Genomic DNA, 22,165 nt, shown 5'->3' with positions numbered 1-22,165 from the left:
CTGCGGGCCGGGGGGCCGTACGGACGGCTGCCGTCACTCTTCGTGAGGGTGCTGTCGTTTCAGCCGAGTACGGTCGCGCCCCCGGCCGGGGCGGAGGCCACGCGCGCGCTGCGGCAGGTGCCGGAGGCGGTCAGGGCGGCGGCGACCTCGTGGGCACGGGCGGCGTCCTGCGTCAGGAACGCCGTGGTCGGGCCCGAGCCGGAGACGATGCCCGCGAGGGCGCCCGCGGCCACCCCGGCGGCCAGGGTGTCGGCCAGCGCCGGGCGCAGGGACAGGGCGGCGGGCTGGAGGTCGTTGGTGAGCGCGGCCGCGAGCGCCTTCGCGTCGCCCGTGCGCAGTGCGTCGAGCAGGGCGGGCGAGGCGGCCGGGGCGGCGGCGTCCGGGCTCAGCCGGTCGAACTCCCGGTAGACGGCGGGGGTGGAGAGCCCGCCGTCGGCGACGGCGAACACCCAGTGGAAGGCGCCGCCGACGTCCAGCGGCGTCAGCCGCTCGCCGCGCCCGGTGCCGAGCGCGGCGCCGCCGACCAGGCTGAACGGCACGTCGCTGCCCAACTCGGCGCAGATGTCGAGGAGTTCGGCCTGCGAGGCGCCGGTGCCCCACAGCGCGTCGCAGGCGAGCAGCGCGCCCGCTCCGTCCGCGCTGCCGCCCGCCATGCCGCCCGCGACGGGGATGTCCTTGGCGATGTGGATGTGCACGCGGGGGTCGATGCCGTGCCGGGCGGCGAGGAGTTCGGCCGCGCGGGCCGCCAGGTTCGTACGGTCCAGGGGCACCTGGGCGGCGTCGGGCCCGGCGCAGGTGATGCGCAGTTCGTCGGCGGCCGTGACGGTGACCTCGTCGTACAGCGACACGGCGAGGAAGACGTTGGCGAGGTCGTGGAAGCCGTCGGGGCGGGCGGGGCCCACCGCGAGCTGGACGTTGACCTTGGCGGGGACGCGCACCGTGACGCTCACTGCTTGGCCTCCGCGATGCGCGCGAACTCCTCCACCGTCAAGGCCTCGCCCCGCGCCTGCGGCGAGACGCCCGCGGCGACCAGGGCGGCCTCGGCGGCGGGCGCCGAACCCGCCCAGCCCGCGAGCGCCGCCCGCAGGGTCTTGCGGCGCTGCGCGAACGCCGCGTCGACGACCGCGAACACCTCCGCCTTGGAGGCGGTCGTCTCGACCGGCTTCGCGCGCCGGACCAGCGAGACGAGCCCGGAGTCGACGTTCGGCGCGGGCCAGAACACGTTGCGCCCGATGGACCCGGCCCGCTTGACGTCCGCGTACCAGTTGGCCTTGACCGACGGCACTCCGTACACCTTGTTGCCGGGCTTCGCGGCGAGCCGGTCGGCGACCTCGGCCTGGACCATGACGAGGGTGCGCTCGATCGTCGGGAAGCGGTCCAGCATGTGCAGCAGGACGGGGACCGCCACGTTGTACGGGAGGTTGGCGACCAGGGCGGTGGGCGCGGGGCCCGGCAGTTCCTGGACGGCCATCGCATCGCAGTGCACGAGGGAGAAGCGGCCGGCCCGCGCGGGCATCCGGGCGGCGACGGTCGCGGGCAGCGCGGCCGCCAGCACGTCGTCGATCTCGACCGCGACCACCCGGTCCGCCGCCTCCAGGAGGGCCAGGGTCAGCGAGCCGAGGCCGGGCCCCACCTCCACCACCACGTCGTCGGGGCGGACCTCGGCCGTCCGCACGATCCGGCGGACGGTGTTGGCGTCGATGACGAAGTTCTGGCCGCGCTGCTTGGTGGGGCGTACGCCCAGCGCTGCGGCCAGTTCACGGATGTCGGCGGGGCCGAGGAGTGCGTCGGGCTCAGTGGTGCTCACCGATACAGCCTACGGCCGCAGTGCGGCCACGGGCTCGACCCCCGCTTCACGAAGAGCTTCTTCGCCCGGTACGTCTGCTCGCCGGCCGGTGCCTGTTCGGCCCGCCCGCTGCCGCCGAGCGCGTGCCAGGTGCCCGGGTCGAACTGGTAGAGCCCGCCGTAGGTGCCCGAGGGATCCAGGGCGCCGGGGCGGCCGCCGGACTCGCAGTGCGCGAGGCCGCTCCAGTTGAGGTGCTCGGCGCCGCCGACCGAGGAGGGCAGCGCCTTGGTGCCGACCTTGACCTGCTGGGTGACCGGTTCGCGGAGGATCTCCTCGGCGATCTTCTTCGGCTTCTGCCTGACCCCGTTGACGGTCCGCAGCGCGTAGGTGACCTTGCGGGCGCCCCGCTCTCCTTGGCGGACCACGACCTGGGTGCCCGCGAACAGGGTGGCGTCCTTGGTCTTGTCGACATCGAAGGGGATCGGCTCCTCGCGCACCTCCTTGGTACCGCTGATCCGCATGACGGTGACGGTCTGCCCGTCGCGCGGGAAGGAGGTGGGCGCCACGGAGGTGGTGTCCTGGCCCTGAAGGGTGACCCCGGCCTCCTGGAGGGCCTGGGCGACGGTGGCCGCGTTGGTGCGGATGGTGCGCTGGCGGCCGTCGGCGAGGAAGGTCACCGAGCGTTCGGTGCGTACGTCCAGGGCGAGGCCCGCGCGGCCGATCTCCGAGGAGCGGGACGCCGACAGGTAGGCGCCCTCGGCGCGCACGCCGAGCTGGCGCAGCGCGCCGTCGACGGTGCGGGCGGTGGTCCACACCTCGCGGCGCTGCCCGTCGAGGGTGAGCCGGACGGGGCGGCCGTAGCGCACCACGACCTCGTCGCCCGCGGCGAGCGCGGCGCCGCCGCCCGGCGCCACGATGTCGTGCGCGCCGATGGGGACGTGCTCGTCGGCGAGGAGTTCCTCGACGCTGCCTGCGAAGGTGTGCAGGGAGCGCGGTACGCCGTCGACGGTCAGCCTGACCGCCTTGTCGCTGGCGAGGAAGGCGGAGGTGCCGCCCGCCAGGAACGCGACGACGAGGGCCTGCGGGATCAGGCGGCGCAGCGCGTCGGGCCCGCCCGACGTCTTGCGGCGGCGCGCCGCCCGCCGCGATCCGCCCCGCCCGCCGCTCTCCGCTCGCCGGCGGTCGGGCGCCGGTTCACGCGGCCCGGGGAACGGGATCTGGGCGATCTGCGTCCGGTCGCCGCGGGTCCCGCTGTCGGCGTACCCGGGCGGCACGGCGGCGCTTCCGAAGGGGGGTGTTGCCGTGGCGCTCGCGCCGCGGTGGCTGCCGCGTGCGGCACGGTGACTGCCCTGCGAATTGCTCACGACGCTCCCGGGTCCGGTCCGATGATGCGGGCCGGGACAATAGCGGAGCCGTGGTCACTCTCCAAAGCGATTCGACTACGCAGCGTCGCACCGCTACCCTGTGCGCCGCCCCGCGGTGGCCTGATTCTGTTATCGGTCAGTAATCAAACGCGCGCGCGGTGTTGTCCGCGATCGCCGCGGCCAGCACCTCTTCACCGATGCCCTTCACAGCCGCCATGGCGCGTACCGTGACCGGAATGAGATACGGCGCATTGGGCCGTCCGCGGTAGGGCGCCGGTGTGAGGAACGGCGCATCCGTCTCCACGAGTACGAGTTCCGGCGGGGCGACGGCGAGCGCGTCGCGCAACGACTGGGCGTTTTTGAAGGTCACGTTTCCCGCGAAGGACATGAAGTACCCGGATTTCGCGCAGAGTTCGGCCATTTCCGCGTCGCCGGAATAACAGTGGAACACGGTCCGTTCGGGGGCGCCTTCCTCGCGCAGAATGCGCAGCACATCGGCGTGCGCCTCGCGGTCGTGGATGACGAGGGCCTTGCCCTGCCGCTTGGCGATCTCGATGTGCGCCCGGAAGGACCGCTCCTGGGCGGCCCGGCCCTCGGGTCCGGTGCGGTAGTTGTCGAGGCCGGTCTCGCCGACGGCCTTCACCCACTCCAGCGCCGCGAGCCGCTCGATCTCGCCGAGCGCGTCGTCCAGCGCGGTGTCGCCGCCGGGCCCGCGGGCACCCTGCCGCGACCAGCCGTCGGGGTCCCCGTGCACGATCCGCGGGGCCTCGTTGGGGTGCAGGGCGACGGCCGCGTGGATGTTCGCGTACGCCTCGGCGGTGTCCGCCGCCCACTGGGAGCCCTTCACGTCACAGCCCACCTGGACCACGGTGGTGACACCGACCGCGGCGGCCTTCTCCAGGGCCTCCTCGACCGTGCCGTCCTGCATGTCCAGGTGGGTGTGTGAATCGGCCACCGCCACCGCGAGCGGTTCGGGCAGCGGCGGCGGGGTGTCCTTCGTGGCGGCGCTCATGGGCCGATCCTACGAAAGGCGCGCGCCCCCGGTCACTTGCGGTGGAAGGGGTGCAGGAGGTCGGAGAGGTGCCAGTGGTGCTCCGGCTTCGGGTCGCTCGGCGCCGCGCCCTCCGGCTCGGACTCGGCCGGCTTCGCTTCGTGGTCCTTGAACCACTGCTGTGCGATGGATACGCGCCCGGCTCGCATGATGCGCACCACGTGACCGCCGCAGTTGAGGCACGTGGGGGCGGACAGCGGGGACGGCACCCGTTCGCCGTCGGCCTTGTACACGACGAATGCCTGGCCACTGGCGTCTGTGTGGTGCTCTATTTCGTACGCCTGCTCCCAGCCGTATCCACACCTCATACACGCGAAGGCATACGCCTCGTGTGCCGTGGTCTCAGCGATCTCACTCATGTGCCGGCTCCTCTTGTCCGCTGGACAAGCTCTTGCGAGCGCTCTTGCGAGCGGGGGCGAAAGCGTCCCTGATCCAGGAGACGCCTTTCGCTGCCAAAACGCATCAGGGGCTGTCGAGAGTTGGCGCGGTCTTGGCCTTTCCTAGGGCTGCGTCCTTTTATTCGCCCTGGTGCGCGGCCTGCGTTTTACTTTTTACGATAGTCCTTTACCGTCCACGGGGCCCTGGCGTGCCGCGTTCTTTGCCGCCACCACCGCGTCGAAGACCTCCCGCTTGGGCAGACCCGTCTCGACGGCGACGGCCGCGATGGCCTCCTTGCGCCGCTCCCCCGCCTCTTCTCGGACCTGTACGCGTCTGACCAGCTCGGCGGCGTCCAGCTCGGCCGGTGCCGCCTCGGGCGCGCCCTCGACCACCACGGTGATCTCGCCGCGCACCCCCTCGGCCGCCCACGCCGCGAGGTCCTTGAGCGGACCGCGCTTGACCTCCTCGTACGTCTTGGTCAGCTCCCGGCACACCGCGGCGCGCCGGTCCGGGCCGAACACCTCGGCCATCGCGGCGAGGGTGTCGTCGAGCCGGTGCGGGGCCTCGAAGTAGACCAGCGTGCGCCGCTCGTCCGCGACCTCGCGCAGCCGCCCGAGCCGTTCGCCCGCCTTGCGCGGCAGGAAGCCCTCGAAGCAGAAGCGGTCCACGGGCAGCCCGGACAGGGCGAGCGCGGTGAGCACCGCCGAGGGCCCCGGCACGGCAGTGACCTTGATGTCCTTCTCCACGGCCGCCGCGACCAGGCGGTACCCGGGGTCGGAGACCGACGGCATGCCCGCGTCGGTCACCAGCAGCACCCGGGCGCCGCCCTCCAGGGCCTCCACCAGTTCGGGCGTGCGCGCCGACTCGTTGCCCTCGAAGTAGGACAGGACCCGGCCCTGCGGGTGCACGCCGAGCGCCTGGGTGAGCCGGCGAAGGCGCCGGGTGTCCTCGGCGGCCACGACGTCGGCCCGCTCCAGTTCGGCGGCGAGCCGGGGCGGGGCGTCCGCGGTGTCGCCGATGGGGGTGCCTGCGAGTACGAGAATTCCGGTCACACCGACCATCCTCGCAGCCCCGAGACCCTGGAGCCGCCGGGCCGGGCACGGGACAAGGGGGTGTGCGGTGGATCAGGGTCGGACAGGGCGCGGTGGCTGGTGCGGTGCATCGCAAGGCGCCGGAGCGTCTTCAATGGGGGTCCCCCCTGGCCTTTAAGGCCTTGGGGGAGGAGCTATGGGGACGTTTCGGCAACGCGGCGAGGTGCCGTGCCAGCCACCGCGCCCCCGGCCACGATCCACCGCACACCCCCCAGCACAGCCGTGTTCCCTACGATGGCGCGGTGACCAGTACTGCGCCACCGACCCTGCCGGGCCATGACGCCGGGGAAGAACCGCCCTCCTGGCAGCTGCGCATGCGCCGATTCGGCCATGCCGCGCGGCCGAGAACCGGGCTGCGCGACCGCCTCGTACCGCCCTTCACCCGGCCCTCCGGCCAGCTCTGGACGGTGCTCGGCGTCTCCCCGCTGTGGGCGGCGCGCATCGTGCGCTGGTCGGCGTGGACGGGGCCGCTCCTGGTCACGCTGGTCGCCGGCCTCATGCGGTTCTGGCACCTGGGCGCCCCGCACGCGGTGATATTCGACGAGACGTACTACGCCAAGGACGCCTGGGCGCTCATCAACCACGGCTACGAGGGCGACTGGCCCAAGGACATCGACAAGTCGATCCTCGCCAACCCCGATCTGATCTCGGTGCCGACCGCGCCCGGCTATGTGGTGCATCCGCCGGTCGGCAAGTACCTCATCGGCATCGGCGAGAAGATGTTCGGCTTCACGCCGTTCGGCTGGCGGTTCATGGTCGCGGTGCTCGGCACCCTGTCGGTGCTGCTGCTCTGCCGGATCGGGCGGCGCCTGTTCCGCTCGACGTTCCTGGGCTGCCTGGCGGGCGCGCTGCTCGCGGTGGACGGGCTGCACTTCGTGATGAGCCGCACCGCGCTGCTCGACACCGTCCTGATGTTCTTCGTGGTCGCCGCCTTCGGCTGTCTCCTGGTCGACCGCGACCGTACGCGGGCGAGACTCGCGGCGGCGCTGCCCGAGGGCGAGGACGGCGAGCTGCGCCCCGACGCGCACATCGCCGCGACGCTGAGGTTCGGCTGGCGGCCGTGGCGGATCGCCGCCGGGGTGATGCTGGGCCTGGCCTGCGGCACCAAGTGGAACGGCCTGTACATCCTGGTCTTCTTCTGCGTGATGGCCGTGCTGTGGGACGCGGGCGCCCGGCGCACGGCGGGCGCGGTCAGCCCCTACCGGGCGGTCCTGCGCCGGGACGCCTTCTGGGCGTTCCTCTCGACGGTGCCGGTGGCGATCGGCACGTACATGGTGTCGTGGACGGGCTGGTTCGTCACCGACAAGGGGTACGGCCGGCACTGGGCGGACGGCCGGGCCGGGCTCTCCCCCGACCACATCAAGCTGCCGGTCATCGGCACCGTCAACCACCTGCCCCAGTTCGACATGAGCTGGGTGCCGGCGGCGCTGCGCAGCTTCTGGCACTACGAGACCGAGGTCTACAGCTTCCACGTCGGCCTCACCGAGGGCCACACCTACCAGTCGAACCCGTGGAGCTGGATCGTCCTGGGTCGACCCGTCTCGTATTACTACGAGAGCCCGAGCCCCGGCACCGGCGGCTGCCCCTCGGACGCGGGCGGCAAGTGCGCCGCCGAGGTCCTCGCGCTCGGCACCCCGCTGCTGTGGTGGGCCGCCTGTTTCGCCATCGTGTACGTCCTGTGGCGCTGGATCTTCCGCCGCGACTGGCGGGCCGGCGCCATCGCCTGCGGCATCGCGGCCGGGTACCTGCCCTGGTTCCTGTACCAGGAGCGGACGATCTTCTTCTTCTACGCGGTGGTGTTCGTGCCGTTCCTGTGTCTGGCGGTGGCGATGATGATCGGCGCGATCATCGGGCCGCCGCAGGTGACGCGCGGCGCAGCCGCTCCGGTGGAGCCGGGGCCTGCCCCCGGGGAAAGGCGGCGCGCGGTGGGGGCGATCGGCGCGGGCGTGCTCGTGCTGCTGATCGTCTGGAACTTCGTGTACTTCTGGCCGATCTACACCGGCACGCCCATCCCGCTGGACTCCTGGCGCAGCCGGATGTGGCTGGACAGCTGGGTGTGAGGCCGGTCGCGTTCCGGTAACCGTTCGGACAACAGCGAGCCCCGCTGTCACTGCTGTCCCGTAGAGTCGCCCCCAAGCAAGCCTTGAACACGTTCAAGATGTTCGGGGACTCCTGGGGAGGGGACTGCGGGATGCGCAGTGGAGCGAAGGTGGCCATCGTCGGCGGCGTGTTCGTGGTGGCCGCCGGAGGTGTCGCGTACGGGGGCTACACGCTGGTGGGCGGGGCCAGTGACCCGGGGCCGGGCGGGAAACGCAGCACGCAGGGGGCGCCGCCGCGCACCGGGCCGCTGAGCGCGGACGAGATCAAGCAGGCCTCGACGGGCTTCCTGGAGGCCTGGGCGAAGGGCGACGCACAGGGCGCCGCCGCCCTGACCAACAATCAGGCGGGAGCCGCCACCGCGCTGTCCGGCTTCCGCGACCGGGCGCACATCACCAACGTGACGGTCACCCCGGGCACGCCGAACGGGGCGGTCGTGCCGTACACGGTGAAGGCCGAGGTCTCCTTCCAGGACAAGACGGCCCCGCTGTCCTACGCCTCCCAACTGACCGTCGTACGCGGCCAGTCCACGCGCAAACCGCTCGTGGACTGGCAGCCCGCGGTGCTGTACCCGCAGCTGAAGGCGGGCGAACGGCTGGAGACGGGCCAGGCGCAGAACCCCGAGATCCAGGCCGTCGACCACAAGGACCGCCCGCTGACCAAGGAGCAGTACCCCTCGCTGGGCGCGATCCTGGACGGGCTGCGCGAGAAGTACGGCGCGAAGGTGAACGGCACGCCGGGCATCGAGCTCCAGATCCAGGGCAACGGCACCCCGGCCCGCACGTTGATCACCCTCCAGAAGGGCACCCCCGGCAAGCTGAGGACGACGCTGGACGCGGATGTGCAGGCGGCGGCGGAGAAGGCGGTGAAGGGCTTCGGGGAGTCGTCGGTGGTCGCCGTCCGGCCGAGCACGGGCGAGATCCGGGCGGTCGCGGACCACCGCGACGACAAGTTCCCGGCGTCGTTGCAGGCCCGGGTCGCCCCCGGCTCCACGATGAAGATCGTCACCGCGGCGATGCTGATCGAGAAGGGCAAGGCCGCCGCGGACAAGCCGGCCGAGTGTCCGCAGAACGCCGTCTGGCAGGGCGTCACCTTCCACAACCTGAACAACTTCTCGATGGACGGCCAGCTCTTCTCCAAGAGCTTCGCCCGGTCCTGCAACACCGCCTTCATCAAGCTCGTCGACGACGTGGCCGACGACGGGGCGCTGGGCCGGGTGGCGCAGAACTACTTCGGCATCGGCCAGGACTGGAAGGTCGGCGTGCCGTCCTTCGACGGCAGCGTGCCCGCGTCGGCGGGCGCCGAGACGGCGGCGGCGTACATCGGGCAGGGCAAGGTGCAGATGAGCCCGCTCGACATGGCGTCCATCGCCGCGACCGCGAAGTCGGGCCAGTTCCGCCAGCCGGTGCTCGTGCCGCAGTCGCTGGACGGACGGCAGCTGGCCCAGGCCGATCCGCTGCCGTCGGGCATCGCCGCCCAGCTGCGCGAGATGATGCACATCACGGCGACCGCCCCCTACGGCACGGCCACCAACGCCATGGCGTCCGTCGGCGGCACCAAGGGCGCCAAGACCGGCTCCGCCGAGAAGGACGGCCAGAACAAGTCCGACAGCTGGTTCACCGCGTACAGCGACGACCTCGCGGCCGCCGCCCTCGTCCAGTCCGGCGGCCACGGCGGCGACGCGGCGGGCCCCGTCGTCGCGCAGGTGCTGAGCGCCGGGTAAACCGCCTCGCACGGCCCGTACGCCACCACCAAGGTGCGGGGGCCAGGGGAGGACCCCGTGAGGGGCTGGATTTCGCCTGCCGGCGCTGCTCACGCGTCCCGGAGCACCTGCTGGAACCCCGCGTTGACGGCGAGCAGGCCACCGTCGACCCGCAGCGTCGTGCCCGTGATCCAGGACGCGTCCGCCGAGGCCAGGAACGCGACCGCCGCCGCGATGTCCTCGGGTTCGCCGACCCGGCCCAGCGGGTACACCCGGGCGAGCCGGTCGAGGTGGGCCTCGCGGCCGTCCCAGCCGGGGGTGCGGACCGTGCCGGGCTGCACCAGATTCACCCGCACACCGCGCGGCGCGGCGTCCCCGGCGAGCGTACGGGTCAAGGACGCGAGGCCCGCCTTGGCCGCGCTGTAGGCGTGGTTGCCGAAGTCCTGCTCGCCGTTGACCGAGCCGATACCGACGATCGCGCCCCGGCCGGAGGCGGCGAGGTGCGGGAGGGCGGCGCGGGCGCAGCGGAAGGCGCCGGTGAGGGTGACGTCGAGGTCACGGGCCCATGTCTGGTCGCCCTGGTCCTCGAAGAGCGGGGTGTCGGGATGGCAGGAGTGGGCGTTGTTCACGAGGACGTCGAGCCGCCCGAACTCGGCGACCGCGCAGGCGACCGCGGCCTCCACGGAGTCCCGGTCGGACACGTCGCACTGCCGGGCGAGGGCGCCCTTCAGGTCGGCGGCGGTCGCGGCGGCCCGGTCCAAGTCGGCGTCGGTGACGAGGACTTGGGCGCCCTCGGAGGCGAGCCTGCGCGCGGTGGCGGCGCCGATGCCGCGCCCCGCGCCGGTGATCAGTACCGCGTGTCCTTCGAAGCGTGCCGTCTGAGGATGCGTCATGCCACCGAACGTAGCGCCCGCACCAGTGCCTGGGCGCGGGGATCGGCGGTCACTCCCTTCTGGAGGCCGTTGGTGACGTACCCGAACGCGGTCCCCGACTCGGGGTCGGCGAAGCCGAGCGAGCCGCCGCTGCCCGGATGCCCGAAGGACCCGGGGGCGAGCAGCGGCGATGCCGAGCCGTGCAGCATGTATCCAAGGCCGAAGCGGGTGTTGACGACCAGGACCCGGTCCGGGCCCGAACTCTCCTCGGTGCGGGCCAGGGTGAGCGTCCCGGGCGCGAACAGCCGTGCCCCACGGTCCACTTCGCCGATGGTCGCGGCATAGAAGCGGGCCAGGGCGCGGGCGGTGCAGATGCCCGCGGAGGCGGGGAGTTCGGCGGCGCGGTAGGCGGGGTCGTTCTGGTCCGGCGGCGGATCGATCGCCCCGAACGCGCGCCGGGTCAGCGAGCCAGGGTCCCGGTAGGCCTCGGTGACGCCCCGCTTGGGCCGCAGCCGCAGCCCGCCGTCGCCCTCGGGTGCCTCGACCGGGCCGATCCGGCCGACCCGGTGCGCCTCTTCGTCCGGCACCCCGAGCCAGAAGTCCAGGCCGAGCGGCCCGGCTATCTCCTCGGCGACCCAGCGGCCGATGGTGCGCCCGGTGACGCGCCGGACCAGCTCGCCGAGCAGCCAGCCGTAGGTGTGCGCGTGGTAGCCGTGCGCGGTGCCGGGCGCCCAGAACGGGGCCTGCGCGGCGACGGCCGCCGGGCCCGACTCGCCGTCGACGGCCTCGGCGGGGGTCAGCGGCCGGTCCAGGGCGGGCACACCGGCCCGGTGCGACAGCAGGTGCCGCACCAGGGCGCGCTCCTTGCCGTTGGCCTTGAACTCGGGCCAGTACGTGGACACCGGCGCATCGAGGTCGAGCCGGCCGCGCTGGTGCAGGAGCAGGGGGACGGCGGCGGCCACGCCCTTGGTGGCCGAGTGGACGATCTGGGCGGTGTCGACGGCCCAGGGAGCGGTGCCGGCGGTGCCGTCGACATCCTTCGTACCGGCCCACAGATCGACGACCTTGCGCCCGTCCCGGTACACGGCGACGGCGGCCCCGCGTTCGCCGCGCTGCGAGAAGTTCCGCACGAAGGCATCCCTGACCGGCTCGAACCCGGCCGCAACCGTCCCGCACACGTCAACCACTGCTCTGCTCCCAGCCACGCCCCCGCGCCACACTGACGCACCCTTCCATGGTGCCCGACCCCCGCTCGGCGGAAAGCCGGCCCCTCCGGCGGCACGAGAGCGGCTGAGCGATGGATCACAAGCCGACACGCAGAGGTTTCGTCAGGTAAATATGGGACATTGAAGACTAATAACGCGAACTGATGACCGGCAGCACCCAGCGTGAGGAGCGATCGATGTCCCCCGCAGCCGAGAACCACGCCGAGGACCATCCCGCGGGTCGCGGCGTCGAGGACCACGCCAGGGCCCGGATCGTCACGGACGCCCCGCTGTCCAACCCCGTCCCGGTGGCCCTGCGCTACGACCCCGCCGACTCCCCCGGGGCGGTCTGCTTCGCCTTCCCCGGCGGCACCGAGTGGACGTTCCCGCGCGCCCTGTTGGAGTCGGGGCTGCGCGCGCCCGCCCGCCGCGGCGACGTGGAGGTCTGGCCGTGCGGTCGGGCCCAGACGGTGCTCGAATTCCACTCGCCGGACGGGGTGGCCGTGGTCCAGTTCGACAGCTCGCCCCTGGTCCGCTTCCTGCGCCACACGTACGCCACCGACGCGAGGGCCGCCCCGCACCCGGCGGGCACACCCTGAGCCGAGCAGCGCGGAGGCCCCCCGTGCGCATGACGCACGGGGGGCCAAGGGGCGCCACCGGACCCGTCCCCACAGGCCGCCGGCGTCGGCCGGGGCCCTCCGCCGCTCATGTCGGACGGCCCCGGCGTTCAGGGGGCGGGGATCAGACCCCCACCAGCGCGCGCCGGTCGGCGTCGCCGTCCCCGTCGCGCTCGGCGGCCTCCTGCCGCTCGCGCAGGCCCTCGCCCTCGACGTCGACGTTCGGCAGCACCCGGTCCAGCCAGCGCGGCAGCCACCAGGCCTTCGCGCCGAGCAGCGCGAGCACCGCGGGCACGATCGCCATCCGGACGATGAACGCGTCGAAGAAGACCGCGATGGCCAGGCCGAAGCCGATCATCTTGATCATCTGCTCGCTGGAGCCGATGAAGCCGGAGAAGACCGCGATCATGATGACGGCGGCGGCGGTGACCACCCGGGCGCCGTGCTTGAACCCGGTGACGATCGCCTGCCCCGGCCGCTCGCCGTGGACGTACGCCTCGCGCATCCGCGTGACGAGGAAGACCTCGTAGTCCATCGCGAGGCCGAAGACCACGCCCACCATGAAGATCGGCATCATCGACATGATCGGGCCGGTCTGCTGGACCCCGAACAGCGAGCCGAGCCAGCCCCACTGGAAGACCGCGACGACCGCGCCGAGGGCCGCGACCACCGAGAGCAGGAAGCCGAGGGCCGCCTTCAGGGGGACGAGGACCGAGCGGAAGACCACCATCAGGAGCAGGAAGGCCAGGCCGACGACGAGTGCCAGGTAGGGCAGCAGCGCGTCGTTCATCTTCTGCGAGAAGTCGATGTTCATCGCGGTCGAGCCGGTGACCAGCGTCGTCGCGCCGGTGTCGGACTTGATGGTGCTGCCGGTGTCCCGGATCGCGTGGACCAGGTCCTCGGTCTCGGTGGACGACGGCTTCGACTTCGGTACGACGGTGAACATCATCGCGTCGCCGGCCTTGTTGGGCACGGCGGGCGTGACGGCCGCGACGTCCGCGAGCTTCTTGATCTCGGAGACGGTCCGGTCGGACGCGGCCTTGGAGTCGGCCACGCCCTTCATGTCCTGGACCACCATCAGCGGCCCGTTGAAGCCCGGCCCGAAGCCCTCGGAGAGCGTGTCGTAGGCGCGGCGCTGGGTGGTGGAGGTGGGCTGCGAGCCGTCGTCCGGCAGGCCCATCTGCAGGGAGCCGGCCGGCAGCGCGATCGCGCCGAGGCCGAGGACGCCGACGAGCAGCACCCAGACCGGCTTGCGCAGCACGAAGCTCGCCCAGCGGGTGCCCATGTTGGGCTTGCCCGCGGCGGGCGCCTCGCCCTTCTCGTACGCCTTGCGGGCCTTGCGGCCGAGCACCCGCTTGCCGGCGAAGCCGAGCAGCGCCGGGATGAGGGTGAGCGCGATGAGGACGGCGATGACGACCGTGCCGGCCGCCGCGGCGCCCATCTTGGTGAGCATCGGGATGTTGACGACGGAGAGGCCGACCAGCGCGATGACCACGGTCAGACCGGCGAACACGACGGCGGAACCGGCGGTTCCGACGGCCCGTCCGGCGGCTTCCTCGCGCTCCCTGCCCTCGGCCAGCTCGGCCCGGTAGCGGGAGACGATGAACAGCGCGTAGTCGATGCCGACCGCGAGCCCGATCATCATCGCGAGCGTGGACGTGGTCGACCCGAGGTCCAGGACGTTGGCGAGCGCGGTGATGGTGGAGACGCCGATGCCGACGCCGATGAGCGCGGTGAGCAGCGGAAGGCCCGCCGCCACCAGCGATCCGAAGGTGATCACCAGGACGAGGCCCGCGATGACCACACCGACGATCTCGCCCGAACCGGTCTCCGGCATGGCCTGGAGCGCGTCACCGCCGATCTCCACGGTGAGCCCGGCCGACTTCGCCGCATCGCCGCTCTTCTTGAGCGCGTTGCGGGTGTCGTCGGTCAGCTGCATCGCGTTGGCCTTGTACGACACCTGGACGTACGCGATCGGGCCCTGGCCGTTCTTCGAGACGGCGTTGGCCTTGAACGGGTCGGTCACCGACGCGACCTGGTCGGAGCCCGCCCTGAGGGTGGCGACGGTCTTCTCGACCGCGGCCTTGTTGGGGGCGTCGGCCATCTTCTGGCCTTCGGGCGCCTTGAAGACGATCCGTGCGGTGGCGCCATCCGCGCTGGCGTTCGGGAACCGCTCCTTGAGCAGGTCGAAGGCGCGCTGCGCCTCGGTGCCCGGGATCGAGAACGAGGAGGAGGTGGCGGTGGTCGCGGAGGCGGCGCCGAACCCGGCGAGGGCGAGCAGCGCCACCCACACCAGGGCGACATAGCGGCGGCGCCGGAAGGCGAACCTGCCTAGGCGGTAGAGGAACGTGGCCACGAGGGCGTACTCCCGGTCAAGTCGTGTGGAACCAGCAGGGCATGGGAATCCAGCCCGACGACGAGAGCGGCGTACGTCAGGTGGGGCGGTACTGCGTGGGGAAGCCGGGCGGGGCGCCTAGCCGGGGGCGCCGAGGGCGGGGAGGACCACGGCGTCGATGTAGTCGGAGAGGAAGGCCTTGTCCACCGGCCGGTCCTCGATGAGCTGCCGGGCGACGAAGGCGCCGACCAGCATGTGGACGACGTAGGAGAGCGCGGGGTTGTCCGCGCGGACCTCGCCGCGTTCCACCGCGCGCCGCAGCACCGCGTCGAGACCGGTGATCTCCGGCTCGATGAGCAGTTCCCGCAGCGCCTGGTGGAGATCGGGATTGTCGTGGACGGCACGCATCAGACCGCGCATCAGCGCGGAGTCCTGCTCCATCTTGCAGTCGTCCTCGCGGGAGACCAGCTCGTGGAAGTCGCCGCGCAGCGAGCCGGTGTCGATCTCGGCGAGGGAGACCGGCTTGTTGTGCCGCAGGGCGCGCGCGACCAGCTTCGGCTTGCTCCCCCACTGGCGGTAGAGGGTGGCCTTGCTGGAGCGGGTGCGGGTGGCGACGGCGTCCATGGTGAGGGCGTCGTAACCGACCTCGCGCAGCAGGCCGAGCACGGCTTCGTAGAGTTCCCCCGCGCGTTCCGGGGTGAGCCTGCCCGCCATGATCGACCTCCTTTCCTGTGCGTACCGTACGAAGGTAACCTCACCCCCAAGCGAAACGAAACCGTTTCGCTTGTGTTCCTGACCACAGGTGTCGGAACGGAATAAACCCCTCCCACAAGTTGCCGCGCCCCCTTCCCGCGGAAAGCATTGGGGGGTGAGTGACGACGCCGCGTACCTCCGGTTCCCGCATCTGCACGCCGACTTGCTGTGCTTCGCCGCCGAGGACGACCTGTGGGTCGCCCCGCTGGTACCGGCCGGGCACAGTCCCTCGCGCGCCTGGCGGGTCACCGTCGACCGCACCAAGATCGGCCACCCCCGGTTCTCGCCCGACGGCAGCCAGATCGCGTACACGACCTGGCGCAGCCTCGATCCGGAGATCCATCTGGCCCCGGTGACCGGCGGCGCGGCCCGCCGGCTCGGCTACTGGGGCTCGTCCGACACCCGGGTGTGCGGCTGGACGCCCGACGGCCACATCCTCGCGGTGTCCTCCCACGGCCAGCCGTTCTCGTACTTCTCCTGGGCCTACAGCGTGCCCACCGACGGCTCCCCCGGCGGCAAGCTCCCCTGGGGCCCGGTCTCCGACATCGCGGTCACCGACGTCGACGGCGAGCGCCGCACCCTGCTGCTCACCGGAAAGCCGCCGCACGAGCCGGCCGCCTGGAAGCGCTACCGCGGCGGCGCCACCGGCCGGCTGTGGCTGCACGGCAAGCGGCTGCTGCCCGACCTCGGCGGCCACCTCGACGCGCCGATGTTCGTGGACGGCCGCATCGCCTTCCTCTCCGACCACGAGGGCGTCGGCAACCTGTACTCCTGCCTGCCCGACGGCAGCGATCTGACCCGGCACACCGACCACGACGCGTTCTACGCCCGGCACGCCTCCAGCGACGGCCGCCGGGTGGTGTACCAGTGCGGCGGCGACCTGTGGATCGTGGACGCGCTCACCCCCGACTCGGCGCCGCGCAAGCTGGACGTACGCCTGGGCGGGCCGCGCGCCGGGCGCCGCAGCTACCAGGTCCCGGCCGCCAACCACGTGGACGCGCTGTCCGTCGACACCACCGGCCGGGCCAGCGCCGTCGTGGTGCGCGGCAGCCTGTACTGGCTGACCCACCGCGACGGCCCGGCCCGCACCATCTCGGACACCCCGGGGGTACGGGTGCGGATGCCGGAGATGCTGGGCAGCGGCGGGCAGGTCGCCTACATCACGGACGCGGACGGCGAGGACGCGGTGGAGATCGCCTATCTGCCGCGGGCGAGCGGCGACCGCGCGCCGCGGCGGCTCGCGGCGGGCGAGCTGGGCCGGGTGCACGAGATGGTGTCCGACCCCGACGGCGAACGCCTGGCGGTCGCCGCGAACGACGGCCGCCTCCTGCTCATCGACGCGACGGAGGAAGCGGGGGACACCTCCCCTGCGGAGTCCGGGGAAGGCGAGGTCACCGAGCTGATCCGCTCCCTCAACGGCCCGGTTCGCGACCTCGCGTTCTCGCCCGACGGCGTCTGGCTGACCTGGTCGCACCCGGGCATCGGCCGCTCCCTGCGGCAGATCAAGATGGCCCGCATCTCGGGCCCCGGCGCCCGCACCGTCGTGGACGTCACCAACGGCCGCTTCGAGGACGAGAACCCGGTGTTCACCAGCGACGGCCGCTATCTGGCGTTCCTGTCCTGGCGCGGCTTCGACCCGGTGTACGACGTGCACACCGGGGACCTGTCGTTCCCGCTGGGCTGCCGCCCCTATCTGGTCCCGCTGTCCTCGGCGACGCCCTCGCCGTTCGCGCTGTCACCGGACGGGCGGCCGGCGGCGGGCGGGCTCGACCCGCTGGACGACTCGGGCGACGGCACGGTGACGGTGGAGGTGGAGGGCCTGGAGAGCCGGGTCACGCCGTTCCCCGTCTCCGCGTCCAAGTACTCCGCGCTGCACCCGGTCACGGGCGGCGGCCTGGTCTGGCTGCGCTGGCCCATCTCGGGCGCGCTCGGCGAGACCTTCGCCAACCCCGCCGACACCTCGGGCCGGCCCACCCTGGAGCACTTCAACATCTCCAAGGCCCGCAAGACCGAACTGGTCGACCACCTCGACTACTTCGCGGTCAGCGGCGACGGCAGCCGCCTGGTCGTGATGGACGAGGGCGAGCTGCGGGCGGTGCCCTCCACCGAGTCGGGCGACAGCGACTCCACGGTCTACGTCGACCTGCGCCGCATCCTGCACGAGGTCGACCCGGCCCTGGAGTGGCGCCAGGCCTACGACGAGGCGGGCCGCATCATCCGCGCGTACTTCTGGGAGCCGAGGATGTGCGGCATCGACTGGTCGGCGGTCCTCGACCAGTACCGCCCGCTGGTCGAACGGGTCGCCTCCCCCGACGAGTTCGCGGACCTGCTGCGCGAGGTCCTCGGCGAACTGGGCACCTCGCACGCCTACGTCACGGCCGCCCGCCGCAACGAGGGCCCCCCGCACTACCAGCGGGCACAGGGCCTGCTCGGCGCCAACCTGGTCTGCCGGGACGGGGGTTGGATGGTCCGCCGCATCCTGCCCGGCGACTCCTCCGACTCCAAGGCGCGCTCGCCGCTGGCGGGTTCGGGCATCCGCGAGGGCGCGATCCTGACCCATGTCGACGGCCGCCCGGTGGACCCGGCGGCGGGCCCCTTCCCCCTCCTCGCGGGCACCGGCGGCACGACGGTCGAGCTGACCTTCCATCCGGCCGAGGGCGAGGGCCGCTCGCGCAGGGTGGCGGTGGTCCCCCTGGTGGACGAGCGCCCGCTGCGCTACCAGGACTGGGTGGCCAAACGCCGTGAAGTGGTACGGGAGTTGAGCGGCGGCAAGTGCGGCTATCTACACATCCCGGACATGGGCGGTTCGGGCTGGGCCCAGTTCAACCGGGACCTGCGCCTGGAAGTGAGCCGCCCCGCCCTGATCGTGGACGTGCGCGGAAACGCGGGCGGTCACATCAGCGAGCTGGTCGTGGAGAAGCTGACCCGCCGCATCCTGGGCTGGGACCTGACGCGCAACGCCCAGGCCGTGTCGTACGCGTCGAACGCCCCACGGGGTCCGGTGGTTGCCCTCGCCGACGAGGCGACGTCGTCCGACGGCGACATGATCACCGCGGCCTTCCGCCTCCTGAACCTGGGCCCGGTGGTGGGCCAGCGCACCTGGGGCGGCGTGGTGGGCATGACGGGCCGCCACACCCTGGGCGACGGCACGGTCATCACCGTCCCCATGAACGCGGCCTGGTTCGACGAGTACGGGTGGTCCGTGGAGAACCACGGCGTGGAACCGGACCTGGAGATCCTGCGCACCCCCCTGGACTGGGCGGAGGGCCGCTACGCCCAGCTGGACGACGCGGTGTGCCTGGCCCTTGACCTCCTGAAGACCCACCCCGCGTCGACCCCGCCGGGCTACAAGACAACCCCGAACCGCCAGAGGCCGGTGCTGCCGCCGCGTTCCTCAAGCCCCTCCGGCGCTTGAGGAACGGGGGTCCGGGGCAGCGCCCCCGGGTCCTCAGCCCCGACGGGCCTCTTCGTCCGCCGCGCCGCCCGCGCCGACGAGCCCCCGCGAAACCCCACCGAGCCGCGGCTCGAACCGCCGCATCTCCCGCTGACCCACCGCCCCGATCACCCCGGGCAGATACCCCCGCACGGACTGCATCCCGCGCAGCCACCACTGCGCGTACACATGCGAGGAGCGCCGTTCGATCCCGGCGACGATGCGGTCGACGGCGGGCCCGAGCGGATACGTGCGGTTGGACGGCCAGGGCAGCCGCGACCTCAACTCCCGCATCACGTCGTCCTGGTCGGCCCCGCGCACCATGTCGGTGTCGGTCCACGACAGGTACCCGACGCCGACCCGCACCCCCTTGTAGCCGACCTCGGCGCGCAGGCTGTGGGCGAACGCCTCCACCCCGGACTTGGAGGCGCAGTACGCCGTCATCATCGGCGCCGGGGTGATCGCGGCGAGCGAGGCGATCTGCAGGAAGTACCCGCGCGACTCCATCAGTACGGGCAGGAAGGCGCGGGCCGTCACCGCCCCGCCGATCAGGTTGACCTCGATCACGCGGCGCCACGCGTCCGGGTCGGAGTCGACGAACGGCCCGCCGGAGGCGACCCCCGCGTTGGCGACGACGATGTCGACCTTCCCGAACCGCTCCTTGACCTCGGCCGCGACCCGCGCCATCGCCTCGTGGTCGGTGACGTCCGCGTACCAGGACTCCGCCTCGGTGTGCAGCCGGGCCGCGACCCGCTTCAGCTCGTCGGGTTCGAGCCCGACGAGCGCGACCTTGGCGCCGCGCGCCGACAGCTTGCGCGCGAGGAGCTCGCCCACGCCCCGCGCCGCGCCGGTGACGACCGCGACCTGTCCTTCCAGACCGACCCTGCTCATACGGCACTCTCCTCGGCGTCGACGGCGGCCGGGGCGACGAGATGCGTACGCACCAGCTCATGGATCTTCTCGGTGACGAACTCGGGCGCCTCGACGGGCGTCATGTGCCCGACGCCGGTCAGCACGTCGAGCGAGCGGCACTCGGGCAGCGCGTCCGCGAGCCGCCGGGCGTGCACGGGCGGCGTGAGCCGGTCCGCGGCACCGGCCACCACGGCAGTGGGCACCCTCAACTCCCGGACCAGAGCGTCGAGTTCGAGCTCGGCGAGGACCCGTGACCAGTCCTGCCGCACTCCGCGCGGACACGCGTGGACGATGCGGGCGCACGCCTCGATACGGTCCGGCGCGGCGCCGGGCCCCATCGTCGCGTACCGCAGGACCTTCTTGGCGAGCGGTGTGACGGGGCCGAGCGGCGCCCCGGATCCCAGGATGTGCCCGGTGAGCCGGGTCCGCGCCGGGCCGCCCCGCAGCGGCACCACCCGCGCCTCGGCGACCAGGCGCGAGCTGCCCGTGCTGCACAGCAGGGCGGCCGCCGCGTGTGCGCGGAACCCTGGGCGCGCGGCGGCCGCCATCAGCGTCATGCCGCCCATGGAGTGCCCGGCGAGGACCGCCCGCTCGCCCGGCGCGAGGGTCGCGCCGAGCACCGCTTCGAGATCGTCGGCGAGCGCGCCGGTGGAGCAGACTCCGGATGCGGGCGTACGGCCGTGGCCGCGCTGGTCGTAGGCGATGACCCGGCAGGCACCGGCCAGCGCCCGGATCTGCGCCGCCCAGAACGCGGTCGAGCAGGTCCAGCCGTGCGCGAGGACGACGGCGGGCGCGTCGGCGGGACCGTGCACCTCGACGTGCAGCGGGGTTCCGTCGGCGGAGACGGCGCTCAGTTCGCGGTCGGCGACGGGCGGGGCGTACCTCCCGGTCCGCACCGCGCTGTTCCGGCTCATGCCGACACCGCCCGCTCGCCGACGGCGGCGTCCTCGGCGGGCTCCGCGGCGGGCCGGGCCCGTACGACCTCGTACTCCGCGAGGTCCACCTCCCGGGTCGCGCGGCGGAACTCGCTGGTGGTGCCCGGCCAGATGGTGGTGTTGCGGCCGCTCGCGTCGAGGTACCAGCTGGTGCAGCCGCCGGTGTTCCACACGGTCCGCTTCATGCGTTCCTGCACCCGCCGGTTCCAGGCGCCGACGGCGGACGGCCGGGCGGCGAGCGCGACCCGGCCGCCGAGCACGTCCAACTGCCGCAGATAGTCGGCCATGTAGCTGAGCTGGGACTCGATCATCAAGATCATGGAGGAGTTCCCGAGGCCGGTGTTGGGCCCGATGACGGTCATCCAGTTGGGGAACCCGGCGGCGGTCGCGCCGCGCAGCGACTCCATGCCGCCCTTCCACGCCTCGGCGAGCGTGCGCCCGTCCGCGCCGACGACCCGGTCGGCGATCGGCATGTCGGTGACGTGGAACCCGGTGCCGAAGATGATCGCGTCGACCTCGGCCTCGGTCCCGTCGGCGGCGACCACGGTGGAGCCGCGCACCTCGGCGAGCCCGGAGGCGACGACGTCCACATTGGGCTCGGCGAGCGCCGGATAGTACGAGCTCGACAGCAGGATCCGCTTGCAGCCGATCCGGTAGTCCGGGGTCAGCTTGGCGCGCAGGGCCGGGTCCTTGATGGCGCGGGCCATGTTGGCCTTGGCGAGCGACTCGACGAGGCCGAGCTCATTGGGCCGCTTGGTGAACGCGCTGACCTGCAACTCCCGTATGCCCCACAGGAGTCCGCGCCGGGCGGCTCCGGTGGCCGGCACCTGGCGGTGCAACCAGCGCTCAACTCCCGTGATCGCACGGTCCATTCGGGGCATGACCCACGGCGGCGTCCGCTGAAAGAGCGTCAGCTCGGCGACCTCTGGCTGGATGGAGGGCACGATCTGGATGGCGGAGGCACCGGTGCCGACCATGGCGACGCGCTTGCCGCGCAGATCGTAGTCGTGGTCCCAGCGGGCGGAGTGGAACACCTTCCCGGGGAAGTCGGCGAGCCCGGGGATCTCCGGCATCTTGGGGTCGGAGAGCGGTCCGGTGGCGGACACGACGACATCAGCGGTGAGCGTGCGGCCATGGGCCGTCTCTATCTCCCACCACACCTGCTCGGCATCCCACCGCATCATGGTCACCTCGTGGTCGAGGCGGATGTGCGGGCGCAGCCGGAAGACGTCGGCGACGTGCTCCAGGTAGGCGCGGATGTGCTTCTGCCCGGAGAAGGTGCGGGGCCAGTCCGGATTGGGCGCGAAGGAGAACGAGTACAGGTGCGAGGGGACGTCGCAGGCGCACCCCGGGTAGCTGTTGTCGCGCCAGGTGCCGCCGACGGAACCGGCCCGCTCCAGGACGACGAAGTCGGTGATCCCCTCGCGGCGCAGCCGGACCGCCGCCCCGAGCCCGCCGAACCCCGACCCGATCACCGCCACACGTACATGCTCGTGCTGGGCCATGCCACCGCCTCCACGGTCGGTCCCACAACTCTGCCAGCAATCACTGGCACTGTTGGGAGGGTAGAGCAGTCGCATACCGAGCGGTAGGGGTCCGGGGCGGGAAGTTACCGCCGGTACAACGCGGGCCCC

17 protein-coding genes are annotated in these 22,165 nt (G+C 72.6%); 4 read left to right on the top strand and 13 right to left on the bottom strand.

Annotated elements, in window-relative coordinates:
• Nucleotides 1-59: 59 nt before the first annotated feature.
• The 6 genes from ACIQ8J_RS16475 to rsmI form a co-directional block, all read right to left on the bottom strand.
• Nucleotides 60-950 carry a 4-(cytidine 5'-diphospho)-2-C-methyl-D-erythritol kinase gene (locus tag ACIQ8J_RS16475; protein WP_403271439.1) on the bottom strand — a complete coding sequence of 297 codons (891 nt, stop codon included), beginning with the start codon at nt 948-950 and terminating at the stop codon, nt 60-62.
• Nucleotides 947-1,807 (bottom strand): 16S rRNA (adenine(1518)-N(6)/adenine(1519)-N(6))-dimethyltransferase RsmA, encoded by an 861-nt coding sequence (rsmA, locus tag ACIQ8J_RS16470; protein WP_403271437.1) that lies wholly within the window; start codon nt 1,805-1,807, stop codon nt 947-949. Before rsmA ends, ACIQ8J_RS16475 begins: the two co-directional genes overlap by 4 nt.
• A complete protein-coding gene (locus ACIQ8J_RS16465; protein WP_403271435.1) occupies nt 1,804-3,150 on the bottom strand; it encodes a ubiquitin-like domain-containing protein in 1,347 nt (448 codons plus the stop codon). The genes rsmA and ACIQ8J_RS16465 overlap by 4 nt, the downstream gene beginning before the upstream one ends.
• Nucleotides 3,151-3,286: 136 nt before the next feature.
• On the bottom strand, nt 3,287-4,162 hold the full coding sequence (locus tag ACIQ8J_RS16460; protein WP_403271433.1) for a TatD family hydrolase: 876 nt from the start codon (nt 4,160-4,162) through the stop codon (nt 3,287-3,289).
• A 32-nt stretch (nt 4,163-4,194) separates the two neighbouring features.
• Nucleotides 4,195-4,560 (bottom strand): hypothetical protein, encoded by a 366-nt coding sequence (locus ACIQ8J_RS16455; protein WP_403271431.1) that lies wholly within the window; start codon nt 4,558-4,560, stop codon nt 4,195-4,197.
• Between the two features lie 192 nt (nt 4,561-4,752).
• Nucleotides 4,753-5,640, bottom strand: coding sequence for a 16S rRNA (cytidine(1402)-2'-O)-methyltransferase (rsmI, locus tag ACIQ8J_RS16450; protein ID WP_403271429.1), 888 nt, complete (start codon nt 5,638-5,640; stop codon nt 4,753-4,755).
• Between the two features lie 272 nt (nt 5,641-5,912).
• Here rsmI and ACIQ8J_RS16445 point away from each other — a divergent pair, with 272 nt between their 5' ends.
• Together ACIQ8J_RS16445 and ACIQ8J_RS16440 are read left to right on the top strand one after the other, a co-directional pair.
• The gene (locus tag ACIQ8J_RS16445; RefSeq protein ID WP_403271427.1) at nt 5,913-7,730 is read left to right on the top strand and encodes a dolichyl-phosphate-mannose--protein mannosyltransferase; all 1,818 of its coding nucleotides are present in this window, start codon (nt 5,913-5,915) and stop codon (nt 7,728-7,730) included.
• Nucleotides 7,731-7,861: 131 nt separating this feature from the next.
• Nucleotides 7,862-9,490, top strand: coding sequence for a penicillin-binding transpeptidase domain-containing protein (locus tag ACIQ8J_RS16440; protein ID WP_403271425.1), 1,629 nt, complete (start codon nt 7,862-7,864; stop codon nt 9,488-9,490).
• Between the two features lie 89 nt (nt 9,491-9,579).
• Here ACIQ8J_RS16440 and ACIQ8J_RS16435 read toward each other — a convergent pair whose 3' ends face one another.
• Together ACIQ8J_RS16435 and ACIQ8J_RS16430 are read right to left on the bottom strand one after the other, a co-directional pair.
• A complete protein-coding gene (locus ACIQ8J_RS16435) occupies nt 9,580-10,362 on the bottom strand; it encodes an SDR family NAD(P)-dependent oxidoreductase (protein ID WP_403271423.1) in 783 nt (260 codons plus the stop codon).
• Nucleotides 10,359-11,528 (bottom strand): serine hydrolase domain-containing protein, encoded by a 1,170-nt coding sequence (locus ACIQ8J_RS16430; RefSeq protein ID WP_403271421.1) that lies wholly within the window; start codon nt 11,526-11,528, stop codon nt 10,359-10,361. The genes ACIQ8J_RS16435 and ACIQ8J_RS16430 overlap by 4 nt, the downstream gene beginning before the upstream one ends.
• A 215-nt stretch (nt 11,529-11,743) precedes the next feature.
• Between ACIQ8J_RS16430 and ACIQ8J_RS16425 the strand changes: the two genes are divergently transcribed.
• Nucleotides 11,744-12,145 carry an SsgA family sporulation/cell division regulator gene (locus ACIQ8J_RS16425; RefSeq protein WP_403271419.1) on the top strand — a complete coding sequence of 134 codons (402 nt, stop codon included), beginning with the start codon at nt 11,744-11,746 and terminating at the stop codon, nt 12,143-12,145.
• Between the two features lie 142 nt (nt 12,146-12,287).
• On the opposite strand, the gene ACIQ8J_RS16420 is transcribed toward ACIQ8J_RS16425, so the two are convergent.
• Together ACIQ8J_RS16420 and ACIQ8J_RS16415 are read right to left on the bottom strand one after the other, a co-directional pair.
• Nucleotides 12,288-14,519 carry an MMPL family transporter gene (locus tag ACIQ8J_RS16420; protein WP_403271417.1) on the bottom strand — a complete coding sequence of 744 codons (2,232 nt, stop codon included), beginning with the start codon at nt 14,517-14,519 and terminating at the stop codon, nt 12,288-12,290.
• A gap of 117 nt (nt 14,520-14,636) precedes the next feature.
• Nucleotides 14,637-15,215 (bottom strand): TetR/AcrR family transcriptional regulator, encoded by a 579-nt coding sequence (locus tag ACIQ8J_RS16415; protein WP_403271656.1) that lies wholly within the window; start codon nt 15,213-15,215, stop codon nt 14,637-14,639.
• Between the two features lie 151 nt (nt 15,216-15,366).
• On the opposite strand from ACIQ8J_RS16415, the gene ACIQ8J_RS16410 reads away from it, so the two are divergent.
• On the top strand, nt 15,367-18,666 hold the full coding sequence (locus tag ACIQ8J_RS16410) for a S41 family peptidase (protein ID WP_403271416.1): 3,300 nt from the start codon (nt 15,367-15,369) through the stop codon (nt 18,664-18,666).
• Nucleotides 18,667-18,699: 33 nt separating this feature from the next.
• Here ACIQ8J_RS16410 and ACIQ8J_RS16405 read toward each other — a convergent pair whose 3' ends face one another.
• The 3 genes from ACIQ8J_RS16405 to ACIQ8J_RS16395 are packed head-to-tail and all read right to left on the bottom strand — an operon-like array spanning nt 18,700 to nt 22,036.
• Complete coding sequence (locus ACIQ8J_RS16405; RefSeq protein ID WP_403271414.1) at nt 18,700-19,575, bottom strand: SDR family oxidoreductase; 876 nt, start codon at nt 19,573-19,575, stop codon at nt 18,700-18,702.
• Nucleotides 19,572-20,510 (bottom strand): alpha/beta fold hydrolase, encoded by a 939-nt coding sequence (locus ACIQ8J_RS16400; protein ID WP_403271412.1) that lies wholly within the window; start codon nt 20,508-20,510, stop codon nt 19,572-19,574. The genes ACIQ8J_RS16405 and ACIQ8J_RS16400 overlap by 4 nt, the downstream gene beginning before the upstream one ends.
• Nucleotides 20,507-22,036, bottom strand: coding sequence for a flavin-containing monooxygenase (locus tag ACIQ8J_RS16395; protein WP_403271410.1), 1,530 nt, complete (start codon nt 22,034-22,036; stop codon nt 20,507-20,509). Before ACIQ8J_RS16395 ends, ACIQ8J_RS16400 begins: the two co-directional genes overlap by 4 nt.
• Nucleotides 22,037-22,165 lie beyond the last annotated feature (129 nt).

Source organism: Streptomyces sp. NPDC094147, assembly GCF_044764265.1.
Taxonomy (GTDB): Bacteria; Actinomycetota; Actinomycetes; order Streptomycetales; family Streptomycetaceae; genus Streptomyces.
The sequence above is the reverse complement of the archived record's forward strand: the minus strand, read 5'-3'. Positions and strand labels throughout refer to the sequence as shown.

What these genes read in the sequence shown, in the direction of transcription:
- ACIQ8J_RS16460 (WP_403271433.1), bottom strand. Translation starts at nt 4,162, where the DNA reads ATGAGCGCCGCCACGAAGGACACCCCGCCGCCGCTGCCCGAACCGCTC.
- ACIQ8J_RS16455 (WP_403271431.1), bottom strand. Translation starts at nt 4,560, where the DNA reads ATGAGTGAGATCGCTGAGACCACGGCACACGAGGCGTATGCCTTCGCG.
- rsmI (WP_403271429.1), bottom strand. Translation starts at nt 5,640, where the DNA reads ATGGTCGGTGTGACCGGAATTCTCGTACTCGCAGGCACCCCCATCGGC.
- ACIQ8J_RS16440 (WP_403271425.1), top strand. Translation starts at nt 7,862, where the DNA reads ATGCGCAGTGGAGCGAAGGTGGCCATCGTCGGCGGCGTGTTCGTGGTG.
- ACIQ8J_RS16435 (WP_403271423.1), bottom strand. Translation starts at nt 10,362, where the DNA reads ATGACGCATCCTCAGACGGCACGCTTCGAAGGACACGCGGTACTGATC.
- ACIQ8J_RS16425 (WP_403271419.1), top strand. Translation starts at nt 11,744, where the DNA reads ATGTCCCCCGCAGCCGAGAACCACGCCGAGGACCATCCCGCGGGTCGC.
- ACIQ8J_RS16405 (WP_403271414.1), bottom strand. Translation starts at nt 19,575, where the DNA reads ATGAGCAGGGTCGGTCTGGAAGGACAGGTCGCGGTCGTCACCGGCGCG.
- ACIQ8J_RS16400 (WP_403271412.1), bottom strand. Translation starts at nt 20,510, where the DNA reads ATGAGCCGGAACAGCGCGGTGCGGACCGGGAGGTACGCCCCGCCCGTC.
- ACIQ8J_RS16395 (WP_403271410.1), bottom strand. Translation starts at nt 22,036, where the DNA reads ATGGCCCAGCACGAGCATGTACGTGTGGCGGTGATCGGGTCGGGGTTC.